Source organism: Vibrio qingdaonensis (assembly GCF_026191675.1).
GTDB lineage: Bacteria > Pseudomonadota > Gammaproteobacteria > Enterobacterales > Vibrionaceae > Vibrio > Vibrio qingdaonensis.
The window spans coordinates 97,588-109,792 of record NZ_JAKRRY010000002.1 but is presented as its reverse complement, the minus strand read 5'-3'; the positions used below and the strand labels follow the sequence as shown (position 1 = coordinate 109,792).

The following is a 12,205-nucleotide window of genomic DNA, read 5'->3' as shown; positions in this document are numbered from 1 at the left end:
GACACCTTACCCAACAAGCAAAGTTAAGGATTTACCATGTATCTCGTCTTGTATTGTCACAACATCGGTATGACGGATTTCTCTTTCTTCGAGACAGAAGATTTTGATAAAGACGATGGCTATACCGTTCGTGGCAAGTGGCCTAACGAAAGCGCGTTTCGCGACTATCTCACTAAAGAGTTTGGTGATATGAGTGAGTTTCACGTTGTTGATTTAATTTCTAGAGGCGAACAAGCCGAGCACTACTCTGTGTTGGAGCTTACCCAGTTATCACAACACATTGAGCCTTAAGGCTCGATATCTATACTTTGCGCCTCCTCGCCCAAACTGGCGGTATCAATAAAATCAGCTATGTTTCAAAGGAACCGCAATTATAGGAGTGGGATTTCTTATGAATCGTTATTTAGCTGAGCTATTTGGTACATTTTGGTTGGTTTTAGGAGGATGTGGATCAGCCGTGCTCGCCGCAGGCTTTCCTGAACTGGGGATTGGCTTTCTAGGCGTTGCACTGGCGTTTGGTTTAACCGTATTAACCATGGCGTTTGCCATTGGGCATATCTCAGGCTGTCATCTTAATCCAGCGGTCAGCATTGGTTTGTGGGCTGGCGGGCGATTTGAAGCCAAAGAACTTCTGCCCTACATCATTGCTCAGGTCGTTGGTGGCGTGCTGGCAGGTGGCGTACTTTACATTATTGCTTCAGGGCAAGCTGGGTTTGATGCCACTGCCTCGGGCTTTGCCTCTAATGGCTATGGCGAGCACTCTCCTGGTGGTTACACGCTAACTGCTGCTCTGGTTTGTGAAATTGTTATGACTGCCATGTTCCTTATTGTCATCATGGGCGCTACTGACTCAAGAGCACCACAGGGCTTCGCCCCTATTGCTATTGGTCTATGCCTTACCCTCATTCACCTTATCAGTATTCCTGTCACTAATACCTCCGTTAACCCTGCCCGTAGTACTGGTGTAGCCTTATATGTGGGCGAATGGGCCACCGCTCAATTGTGGCTATTTTGGGTTGCGCCTATCATCGGCGCGGTAATCGGGGCATGGATCTATCGCTCTTTGCTTGGTAACAATAGTGATTAGCTAGTCACTGTTATTAGGTGAGATAGTTATTAGGTAGGGATCGTAATTAATAACAGACGATCAAAAAAGGCGCGATAAACGCGCCTTTTTAAATCTTGTGTCGTCCTAACAAGGAATGAGACAAGGTTGTACCATCTACCAGCTCGAGTTCGCCACCAACAGGGACACCATGAGCGATACGGCTCGCGGTCACATCATGTTCGTGACACAGCTCGGCAATATAGTGAGCGGTGGCTTCGCCTTCAACCGTTGGGTTGGTGGCAAGAATGACTTCACTAATATCACGTTGTCTTAAACGATAATCCAAGGTATCTAAACCGATATCGCTTGGCCCAATACCATCTAATGGTGACAGGTGCCCCATCAACACAAAGTAACGCCCTGAGTATTGCCCGGTGGCTTCCACCGCAGCGATGTCTGCTGGGCTTTCTACTACGCACAATTGGCCGTTTTCTTTACGTTTAGGGTTAGTACAAATATGGCAGGTCTCTTCTTCCGTAAACGTCCGACATTCCTGACAATGACCGATATCGGTCATGGCTTGAGACAAAACCTCGGCAAGCTGCAGCCCACCTTTTCTGTCTCGCTGTAACAAATGAAAGGCCATGCGTTGTGCTGACTTGGGACCAACCCCAGGTAGACATCGCAAGGCCTCCATCAAATGCTCCAGCATTTGGCTAGTTCGCATTTATTGTTCTCTAATTTTTCAATTAGAACGGCATTTTCATACCTGGTGGTAATTGCATACCGCCAGTCACTGAAGCCATTTTCTCTTTCTGTGTTTCTTCAACACGACGAGCAGCATCGTTAAACGCCGCTGCAATCAGATCTTCTAGCATTTCTTTGTCGTCTTCCATCAAGCTCTCATCGATCTCGACACGACGTGTACTGTGGCTACCAGTGATAGTGACCTTAACAAGGCCTGCACCAGATTCACCGGTCACTTCCATGTTTGCAATTTCTTCTTGAAGCTTTTGCATACGCTCTTGCATTTGCTGGGCTTGCTTCATCATATTGCCCATTCCGCCTTTACCAAACATAGGTTTCTCTCGGTTGATTCAGATTATTAATAACATGGGGGCACGGTTAAAAAATGCAACCCCTTAACATACTTTGCATTATAGACTTATAGCGGACGAATACTCTCTTCGTCTAGCTCTGCAGAAAATCTCGTAACAATAAACTGTACGTTGGCATCAGATTGTAAAGCGCCTGCCGCTTGGGCCAGTTTATCTTGATAAATCTTTTCTCTTAGTTCGAGCGGTGTTATGCCCTGCTCTGACACTTCTACAGACAAATGGCACGACTCACCAAGCGCTGAGTTTAGGCTCGCCAAAAGCTCGGATTGGTTCCTATCCGTGTTCAAATGGGCGTGCGTTGCTCGCAGGCCAAGAGAAATCGAGGAACCGTCTTTACTGTAAGCTGAATTCAGTGCTAATTGTTGGACCAATTTACTGGTGTTTAGTTTCTCGATGAGTGCAGCCCATGAATCTTGCTGAGCGGCTTCAACCGTTAATCGCTGCGCCATTTCAGGGGTTTTTATATGTTCGAGTGCCTTTCTTAGCGTTGATGGTTTAACCGATGGGGCCTTATTGGTTTCCACCACCGCTTTGTTCATCGCACGCCAGCGATACGGTTCGTTGTCATCCACTTGCTCAGAAGCGTTTTCACGACTCGCGTCACCAGAAATAGCAGAAGCGGCGCGACGAGGAGTACTTCGCTGCGCGACTCTTTCTATTGCAGATGCTGGCTCGGGTGACGCATCAGTCTTTTTTGTTGTGGGCGCTCCTGGACGAGCTGCGCTCTGCGCCGAACTCTGTCTTTTTGAGCGCAATTGATGACGCAAGCCGCCAACAGGTGACGCCTTAGGCTGAAGCGCAGTCTCCGGCGTAACTTGCTGCTGAGCCGGCTGTTGATTCACTGGTGGTGTATTCACCAACGATTCTGCCATTGGCGGCGAAACCTGCTGTGGTGCTGAATCAGGATAATACCCTTGGGGCGCAGAGTCATAACCATGTGGCGCTGAATACGAAGCTGCACTGCTCTCTGACGGCATTACATAATGTTCTTGCGGCGGCAAATCATAAGGCATTGCCGACTCTTCAGGTCCAGAGTAGCCTTGTGCTGGCGCTTGTGAAGCCGGCGGCGTCACGGGTACTGATGGACTGACATTAGGAGTACTAGCCGTGGTCGGCGTTTGTGCCGAACCCGTCACAACAATGTCATTACTGCTAAGTGCTGTCACCGGTCTAAAGGCCAACATTCGTAGCAACGTCATTTCTACCGCAACTCGCTGTGAGGGTGAAGCAACAAGATCTTGGCGACCTTTTATTGCAATTTGATAATAGAGCTGTACGTCAGTTGGCTGAAATTTTTTGCCCAATGTGGCGACTTTTTCATTATCAGGAATACTGACATCAAGGCTTCCTGGTAAGGCCTGATACATCGCAACACGATGCAATTGCGAGCCGATTTCCAGCAATAACGAATCCCAGTCAACGCCGTTTTCAGCCAATTGCTCAACCGTACTCATGACTTGTGCTGCATCACCGGTTGCAATAGCTTGAATAATTTTAATCGCGAGAGACGTATCTAACGTACCTAACATCATGCTGACAGTCGGCTTAGTAATGTGCCCGCTGCCTAATGCGATCGCTTGGTCGGTTAAGCTCAAAGCATCACGCATACTGCCATCGGCGGCGTGAGAGATTAAAGCCAACGCTTGATGTTCCGCCTCCACCTTCTCATGCCCTAGGATATCCACCAATTGCTGTTGGATGGTATCGACCGTGATAGGTTTCAAATGGAACTGTAAACAACGTGACAAAATTGTCACCGGCAGTTTTTGCGGATCCGTCGTTGCCAGCAAGAATTTGACATATTCTGGCGGCTCTTCCAACGTTTTCAGCAAGGCATTGAAGCTGTGACGTGACAACATATGCACTTCATCGATCAAGTACACCTTGAAACGATTACGGGCCGGTTTATATTGGACGTTATCAAGTAACTCACGAGTGTCTTCAACTTTAGTCCGAGAGGCCGCATCAATCTCCAATAAGTCGACACTGCGCCCTTCATCAATTTCGACGCACGTCGCACATTTACCGCATGGGTTAGACGTAATACCCGTTTCACAGTTCAACCCCTTAGCAAACAGGCGTCCTATTGTGGTTTTACCCACACCGCGAGTGCCGCTAAATAAATAGGCATGATGCAAGCGGTTTTGACTTAAGGCATTCTCTAACGCCGTAAGGACATGCGCTTGTCCTACGACTTCTGAAAACTGTTTTGGGCGCCATTTTCGGGCTAAAGCAAGATAACTCATGAATAGTTCCCGATTAGTGACCTTCGAATTCACAAATGCTGTAAACGTCCAAATCGAGAGCTTGTAGGCGCTTATCACCGCCAATCTCTGGCAAGTTAATCACAAATGCTGCGTGTGCTACAGAGCCGCCAAGTCGGCGAATCAGCTTTGTTGTTGCTTCAATTGTGCCACCTGTTGCCAATAAATCATCGACCATTAGCACCTTGTCACCTTCCACAATAGCATCTGTGTGAATTTCTAATACGTCGGTGCCATATTCTAGTTCGTAAGACTGTGATACAGTCTCGCGCGGCAATTTCCCGGGCTTACGCACTGGCACAAATCCAACACCAAGTTCTAATGCCAACGGTGCACCAAACAAAAATCCGCGAGCTTCGGTGCCAACAATTTTTGTAAAGCCTTGATCTTTATATTTCTCTACCAACAGAGCAATGGTCGCTCTATAGGCTTCAGGATCTTCCATTAAGCTGGTGACATCGCGAAAAAGAATGCCTGGCTTTGGGTAATCAGGAATGCTTTTGATGCTGGCTTTGATTTGTGAAATTCTGTCGATGCTCATAATTTTTGTCTCTGGAGAGGTCAATCTGCGCCCAATGACGTGAGTAATGATTTCACAAAGTAAAACCATACTTTCATTCTGTTGGCCTAAAAATAAACACTCGCAAAACGCGAGCGAACAATCCCCTAATGTTAGTGACTTTCAGACTTATCAGCAACCGACTCTTTCACAGGAAGTCGCAAAAAAAAGCCTAAAACGACCCCACATAAGCAAAAGAGTGCAGCCTTTAACCACACTAGCGGGACAACAATGATGGAGATCAGGAAACTGGCCAATATAAAGACCATGCCTTTATTGCGCGTCGCGCGTGATACGGCTCGCTCAGTTTCCCATGTTGAAATCACAGGACCGAGTTTAGGATGTGCAAGTAATCGCTGATGAAGACGCGGGCTGCCTTTCAAAAAACACGCGCTGGCAAGTAATAAAAAAGGGGTGGTTGGTAGTAATGGTAGGAATATCCCAATGATCCCTAGGGTGACAGAACTGATACCTGCGACACTCCATAAGGCTTGTCGCAGCGTCATGCTAACTCGCTTCTCAAAACGTTGCATACCCATTCATGATACGAAATAACGTCAGAGTAGCCGGAAGAGTTGGAATAAGCAATACGGCAATAAAGCCTAGGAAATAGAAAATATTGTAAGGTTCTTTGAATTCAGTGTTAGACATAACTTTGCTCTTAATTTGATGGCTTTTAATGATAGTGAGCCGTGCCGACGTTATCGTTCGTCTTTACACATTGGCTAGTTAATAAAACAGAAGTGCCAAACTCCCATTTCATTAACATCCGCACTATATATTAATTACAATCCATCAAAAACAGAGTAACTGTATGGTTATTACACTCACTCCCTCTGAGATAAACGAATATCCCAGCTAAAGCTCGACGCCCCTACCTGGCTCATAGATAGCTTACTCGACTCATGAACCGGAAGATCTTTGGTCATAAAATTGCGAATGCAGTTTTCACCCAATTTTTGACCACCTGCAATATGGTAGTGGGCGTCACCATTTTGCCAACGGCAATCCAGGCCTGCCGGTAATATCGACAGCGTTCGATCTGACAAATCAATCACACCCAAAAGCGCATCGACAGGATAAGCACCCATTGAGCATTCTAGGCCTGTCTCCATGTTGTTCGCTAAGTCTTTAAGATCAACACTGTTATGCTGAACTCGGCGAATATAGTCATCAAATAATGCTCTAACCAATAACGTACTGGCAATCCCTCCTTCTTCACTGGATGAGGCATCAACCAGATAAAACGCAAGTTGTCCGCTCATTAACCATGAAAAGTCAAAGACCAGTGGCAAATTTGTTGTCGATTGAAGCATTCGATAGCTACTGTGCCACGCCCCCAGCGAGCAATCTTTTTCTGGTAATAATGCGGTCAATAGCTCACGTGCTGCATTGGGGTTTTCTTGCAAAAATTTCAAGTGCCAATGCAACTCTTGCTCGTCTTGAGAATTGTCATTCTCTTCGATCCGGAACCAACGGCTAACAAAATCACTTTGGTTACCAACATCGGCACTGTCTTCTAATACCTTGTCTATTGCTTCATTAAGGTAGCGGTAATCCGCAAGTGGTTTTGTCAGAAAATCTTTTACCCCAAAGCGTAGCGCCTTAGCCACATCGCCCATATCTCCCGTTGCGGATATCACGATGACAGGTAAAGATGGATATTCCATTCTTACCTCTTCGGCAAACTCCATCCCTGTAAGCAACGGCATAGATAAATCGCACAGCACTAAATCAGGCTGCGCAGAATCGAGAAGTTTCAAGGCTTCTAACCCATCTTGCGCCTCACAAACACGATACCCTATCGCTTCCAAATAATTTTTTGTCACTGTACGAAATATCGGGTCGTCATCAACCACCATAATCTTAGGGTGACTCGACCGATGCGCCGGCACCTCAGCAACTTGACTGTCAGTTTTAGACATAAAATTACGCCTCACAAATTTTTCATTGCGCGTTTCGTTATCGTTTTTATTGGTTTGCATCAAACTTCGTGTCGCAAGGAAACGCTACAATAATGCACTTAATTGAGTAATCTACTCCCAAGCCAGCGGCTCTTGAGTATATTAACTGTAGGCACAAATAGTCTTTTATACAAATGTACCCCTTTGCTTCAAGATCTAATACAATATGTGGGTGTCTGAGATTTAACCAACTTGTTAATATTTTAAACTAACTTATTGATATTGAGCTATTCTCAGCCATTGTTTCCACTAATTTAGTGTCTACAGTCATGCTGCCTGCGAGTTGAGCCTATCGGGCTAAGCCATAATAAAACGAATCAATACAAATAGTTGACCATATGAAACTCGACGATCTAAACCTATTCCGACTTGTTGTTGAAAATGGGAGTTATACTGCAACTTCACGCAAAACCATGATTCCCGTTGCAACGATAACGCGACGAATTCAAGCGCTTGAAGACTCTCTTAATCTGCGTTTATTAAATCGCCACGCTCGAAAATTGTCTTTAACAGAGGCGGGAGAACGTTTTTATAACGAATGTTCACCATTGCTTCATAGACTCACGGCGACATCTGAAGAAATTGCTGACGAATGCAAAGGCGCGTCAGGCAAACTAAAAATATCCTCACCTTCAAATCTGACTAAACGCATGATCATGCCAATGTTTAATGATTTCATGGCGCAGTTTCCTGATATTAGTTTGGAGTTAACCACCAGTAATCATGCAGACCAACTTGACCCAACTGAGTGGGACGTCATTTTCCGTGTTGGCCCACAACGAGATTCGAGCCTCATTGCTCGAAAAATCAGTACGGTTAAAGATGTATTGATTGCAACACCAGGCTATCTTGCACAAAATGGCGAGCCTTCTCATGCGGAAGAACTCACCGCGCATCGACTTCTCAAAGGCGCACCACTGATCAAGTGGCAGCTTAAAAACAACAGCGGCGAATCGGTGATTAACAATACCAAGGCGCGCTTCGAAGCTAACAGCCTCAATGTGGTAAGACGAGCATGTTCTGCGGGGCTAGGCATTACTCTGATGCCGGATGTAATGGTAAAAGAGTACATCGACAATGGTGAGTTGGTACGTATTCTTCCCGATTGGAGTGCTAACCCACGCGACATTTACATGCTCTACAATCATAAAGATCATCTACCGGAAAAAGTCCGACTGTTTATCGATTTCGTTATCGATTACTCGATTCACTAGTGACTTAATCCAAGATCATTAGTGATAAAAAAACCAGAGTGAAATATCACTCTGGTTTTTTTTACTTCCGTAGAAATGCGAGCAGTATTACGCGCCTTCGTTATGCAGTTCTAGATTAGCAAGATCTTGCTGAATTTCTCGTTGCACTTTCGAATCATCGTTACGTAGTGAGTCAAGGAAATCAAGATACTCTTGATCAATATCTCCTGTCACATACTCACCATTGAAAACCGACGTATCGAAACAGCTGATATCCGGATTACCCATGCCTACCGCTTCAATCAGATCCGGCAGCGTTTGGAAGATAAGCGCATCTGCACCAATCTGTTGACAAATAGAATCATTGTCACGGCCGTGTGCAATAAGTTCGTTAGCACTTGGCATATCGATACCGTAGACGTTCGGGAAGCGTACTTCCGGAGCCGCCGATACCATATAAACCTTGTTTGCACCTGAATCACGAGCCATCTCAATAATCTGCTCTGACGTAGTACCACGTACAATTGAATCATCAACAAGTAGTACATTCTTGCCTTTAAATTCAGAGCGAATCGCATTAAGTTTACGACGCACAGACTTCTTACGCTGTTGTTGGCCCGGCATAATAAACGTACGTCCAACATAACGGTTCTTAACAAACCCTTGGCGGTAAGGCTTATCAATCGCTTGTGCTATTTGCAACGCAATATCACAAGAGGTTTCAGGGATAGGAATAACAACATCAATATCGAGATCGCTGTACTCTTGTTGGATACGCTCACCCAATTTTTTGCCCATTTCTACACGAGCACTGTAAACCGAAATTTTATCGATAAACGAGTCTGGTCGAGCAAAGTAAACAAATTCAAAAATACATGGGTTCAGGGCAGGATGATCAGCACATTGACGCGTGTGCAGTTCACCATCGAATGTGGCATAAATGCCTTCACCAGGTGCCACATCACGGATGAAGTCAAAGCCAACAGCGTCTAACGCAACTGATTCTGATGCCACCATGTATTCTGTTTTGCCATTCACTTCACGCTTACCTAAACATAAAGGACGAATGCCATGTGGGTCACGGAACGCAATCATACCGTGACCAATAATCATCGCTGCTACCGCGTACGCACCCTTAATAGCACGGTGCACGTTGGTCACTGCGCGGAATACGTCGTCTGAGGTCACGTTACCTTTAACGGTATCAATCTCATGCGCAAGTACGTTAAGTAACACTTCAGAATCAGAAGTCGTGTTGACATGACGGCGGTCTTTCTCGAACAACTTTTCACGCACTTCATTCGCATTGGTTAAGTTGCCGTTGTGAGCCAACGTAATACCAAACGGTGAGTTTACGTAGAAAGGCTGAGCCTCTGATGCACTTGAACTACCTGCAGTTGGGTAACGCACGTGACCAATTCCCACACAGCCTTGAAGGCGTTGCATGTGTTTCGCTTCAAAAACATCTTTAACGAGACCATTCGCCTTACGCAGACGAAAACGATTGCTTTCTATGGTAACAATACCAGCGGCATCTTGGCCACGATGCTGTAAAACGGTCAAAGCGTCATAGATAGACTGATTCACAGGCGTAGAGCCAACGATTCCAACAATACCACACATGTCCTAATCCTCGATTTGCGACATTTAGCTGGCGCAATTATGCGCCAGACAGGAAACTAGAAGTTGCTTCGATATGTTCAAAAAACGGTTGAATCACCAGCTTAAAGTGCGGCATGAGTTGTGAGTTTTCCCACCATTCGCTGCTATTTAATGTGGTAAAGGTATCCACAAAAAACAGCACCGCTGACACGATTAGCACACCTCGTAGTGCACCAAACACCACACCCAATACTCGATCTGTACCTGACAATCCCGTTTTTTGAACCAACTGCCCTAGAACATAATTGATCAATGCCCCAACAATCAGTGTTGCGACAAATAGAGCAGCGATTGCGGCGCCATTACGAAACATCTCGTCTTCAATATTAGAAAAGTACACCGCTAGTTTAGCGTAGTACTGACTGGCGATAAAAAATGCACCAAACCATATTACCAACGACATCGCTTCTTTAGCGAATCCGCGAACTAAGCTGATTAAAGCTGACAGCCCAATCACACCCAAAATGACAAAATCTAACCAATTCATTAATTATTCATCTCAAGTTGGCGCGCATTTTAACAGAAAAAAACGCGACGCAAACGTTTTCTTATGGATTTAGTGGTTTAAATTTGAGCAATTGACCTCTTGAACCGGTAATTTTCTCTAATTCAACCAATTGCGTCTCTAGTTTACTTTTCGAAACATCGGGACCGATGATTACGCGAGTAAAGTTCGACTCTTGCTTCACATGTGCTTGATAACCACGTTTTTGTAAATCCGCGACCAGTCCACGTGCATTTTCCGCATTCTTAAGCGCCATAAGCTGAATAATCCATGCGCTATCTGCATAGTCATTTCGCTCTGGCACCTCTTGTATTGCGACATCTACCACATCTGATTGCGTCTTTTCTTCCAGCGCCTCGCCCACGGTCGCCGTCACTGGCGAGTCTGGCAATACCTCCGAGGCATCTTCAGGCTCTAAGATTTCAAAGCTCTCAACGTCAGAGTTTAACTCCGGTTTCAGTGGGATACTGGCAAACTCTTCTTTGTAGTGCAATTTTTTACCATCTAAAAGATCGGGCAAAATAATGACACCGACAGCAACCAAAACAATGGTGCCTATCAGACGACTTTGGAATTTACTCGCCATCTCTACTCCTTATGGTTTAACGGTCACAGCCGCGAGTGGTGCTCTCGGTGTATTCAAGGACTTCACCTACAGTATGGAAAGAACCCAGCACCAAGACAATGTCATTCTCTTTTGCCGATTGAATCGCCGCATCGTACGCTGCAACAGGGCTATCGTATAACGATGACGCCACCTCATTCTCTAGACAATCTGACAGCTCCTGAGCGCTCGCAGCTCGCGGCCCTGCCAACGAGGCTAGATACCAGTCACAAGCTAAAGGCTGTAAGACACGCATCGTTTCTGCGACATCTTTATCATGCAGCATGCCAATAACGACCTTAAACGTCTGTTCTGGATAACGTTTTGTTAGTTGTTCAACCAAGTATTCTGCGGAATGTGGGTTGTGTGCCACATCCAAAATAGTGAGTGGCTGACCGGGTAACATCTGCATACGTCCAGGCAACGTCGCGTGCTTCAAGCCGTTCACGATATTCACATCGGAAATATCAAGCTTTGCTGCACCCAGTGCCATAATCGCGGTATTAGCGTTCATCAAAGGAAGTGCTGGGATAGGTAGCGCTTCTAGCGAAAAAGTACCATGCTGCCACGACCAGGTAATCTCAGATGTCATTTCGTAGTGAAACTGGATACCGGTTTGGTAAAAATCTGCTCCAATGTCATCGGCATGAGCTGGGACTGTTGCTGGTGGTTTTGGCTGACCACAGATTGCAGGCTTACCAGAGCGGAAAATACCTGCTTTTTCAAACCCTATGACATTAATGTCATCACCTAACCAATCAACATGATCGACCGCTAAGCTGGTAATGACGGATACATCATGATCAACCACATTGGTGGCATCTAACCGTCCACCAAGTCCTACTTCGAGTAGCAAGACCTCAACGTTATTATCTTGAAACTGTTTAAGAGCCGCCAACGTTGCGTATTCAAAGAAGCTAAGACTAACGTCACCACGAAGTGTTTCGATGTAGTCAAATGCCGCCACATGAGATTGGTCCGGAAGTTCATGACCATTAATACGAACACGTTCGTTATAGCGAATAAGATGAGGGGAGCTGTAGACACCAACAGAATAACCCGCATCCAATAGGATGGCTTCCATTAGTGCGCATGTAGAACCTTTACCATTCGTCCCTGCGACGGTGATAACGGTGGGAGCAGGTTTGGTTAACTTGCCCTTATTTGCCACCACAGCAACTCGCTCTAGACCAAGGTCAATGGCGCTACTGTGGATACTTTGTAAATAATCAAGCCACATCTGAAGTGAAGATGTGGCTTGTGGAATGGATTGTGCACTCATTTAGCA

Annotated in this window: 14 protein-coding genes; 3 read left to right on the top strand and 11 right to left on the bottom strand. The window is 45.7% G+C overall.

Annotated elements, in window-relative coordinates:
• Window positions 1-36: 36 nt before the first annotated feature.
• Window positions 37-291 (top strand): hypothetical protein, encoded by a 255-nt coding sequence (locus MD535_RS02440; RefSeq protein WP_265673349.1) that lies wholly within the window; start codon window positions 37-39, stop codon window positions 289-291.
• A 100-nt stretch (window positions 292-391) separates the two neighbouring features.
• Window positions 392-1,087: an aquaporin Z gene (gene aqpZ, locus MD535_RS02435; protein ID WP_265673348.1), complete on the top strand. Its 696-nt coding sequence runs from the start codon at window positions 392-394 to the stop codon at window positions 1,085-1,087.
• A gap of 88 nt (window positions 1,088-1,175) precedes the next feature.
• Here the strand turns inward: aqpZ and recR are convergent, their stop codons facing one another.
• From recR to MD535_RS02400, 7 genes are all read right to left on the bottom strand, one after another.
• Window positions 1,176-1,775, bottom strand: a complete 600-nt coding sequence (recR, locus tag MD535_RS02430; RefSeq protein ID WP_265673347.1) for a recombination mediator RecR — start codon at window positions 1,773-1,775, stop codon at window positions 1,176-1,178.
• Window positions 1,776-1,797: 22 nt separating this feature from the next.
• Window positions 1,798-2,127 carry a YbaB/EbfC family nucleoid-associated protein gene (locus MD535_RS02425; protein WP_102471711.1) on the bottom strand — a complete coding sequence of 110 codons (330 nt, stop codon included), beginning with the start codon at window positions 2,125-2,127 and terminating at the stop codon, window positions 1,798-1,800.
• An 86-nt stretch (window positions 2,128-2,213) separates the two neighbouring features.
• Window positions 2,214-4,412 carry a DNA polymerase III subunit gamma/tau gene (gene dnaX / locus MD535_RS02420; protein ID WP_265673346.1) on the bottom strand — a complete coding sequence of 733 codons (2,199 nt, stop codon included), beginning with the start codon at window positions 4,410-4,412 and terminating at the stop codon, window positions 2,214-2,216.
• 13 nt (window positions 4,413-4,425) lie between these two features.
• Window positions 4,426-4,971 (bottom strand): adenine phosphoribosyltransferase, encoded by a 546-nt coding sequence (gene apt, locus MD535_RS02415; protein WP_250616626.1) that lies wholly within the window; start codon window positions 4,969-4,971, stop codon window positions 4,426-4,428.
• A gap of 131 nt (window positions 4,972-5,102) precedes the next feature.
• Entirely contained in the window at window positions 5,103-5,522 is a 420-nt protein-coding gene (locus MD535_RS02410; protein ID WP_265673345.1) for a YbaN family protein, read from the bottom strand.
• Window positions 5,509-5,640 carry a hypothetical protein gene (locus tag MD535_RS02405; protein WP_265673344.1) on the bottom strand — a complete coding sequence of 44 codons (132 nt, stop codon included), beginning with the start codon at window positions 5,638-5,640 and terminating at the stop codon, window positions 5,509-5,511. Before MD535_RS02405 ends, MD535_RS02410 begins: the two co-directional genes overlap by 14 nt.
• Window positions 5,641-5,816: 176 nt before the next feature.
• A complete protein-coding gene (locus MD535_RS02400; RefSeq protein WP_265673343.1) occupies window positions 5,817-6,914 on the bottom strand; it encodes a response regulator in 1,098 nt (365 codons plus the stop codon).
• Between the two features lie 377 nt (window positions 6,915-7,291).
• Here MD535_RS02400 and MD535_RS02395 point away from each other — a divergent pair, with 377 nt between their 5' ends.
• Entirely contained in the window at window positions 7,292-8,167 is an 876-nt protein-coding gene (locus tag MD535_RS02395) for a LysR family transcriptional regulator (protein ID WP_265673342.1), read from the top strand.
• Window positions 8,168-8,254: 87 nt separating this feature from the next.
• On the opposite strand, the gene purF is transcribed toward MD535_RS02395, so the two are convergent.
• The 4 genes from purF to folC all read right to left on the bottom strand — a co-directional run bounded on the left by purF (window position 8,255) and on the right by folC (window position 12,199).
• Entirely contained in the window at window positions 8,255-9,769 is a 1,515-nt protein-coding gene (gene purF / locus MD535_RS02390) for an amidophosphoribosyltransferase (protein ID WP_265673341.1), read from the bottom strand.
• A 37-nt stretch (window positions 9,770-9,806) separates the two neighbouring features.
• Window positions 9,807-10,295, bottom strand: a complete 489-nt coding sequence (locus tag MD535_RS02385) for a CvpA family protein (RefSeq protein WP_265673340.1) — start codon at window positions 10,293-10,295, stop codon at window positions 9,807-9,809.
• Between the two features lie 61 nt (window positions 10,296-10,356).
• Window positions 10,357-10,899 (bottom strand): SPOR domain-containing protein, encoded by a 543-nt coding sequence (locus MD535_RS02380; protein ID WP_265673339.1) that lies wholly within the window; start codon window positions 10,897-10,899, stop codon window positions 10,357-10,359.
• A 16-nt stretch (window positions 10,900-10,915) separates the two neighbouring features.
• Window positions 10,916-12,199: a bifunctional tetrahydrofolate synthase/dihydrofolate synthase gene (gene folC, locus MD535_RS02375; protein WP_265673338.1), complete on the bottom strand. Its 1,284-nt coding sequence runs from the start codon at window positions 12,197-12,199 to the stop codon at window positions 10,916-10,918.
• Window positions 12,200-12,205: the final 6 nt, after the last annotated feature.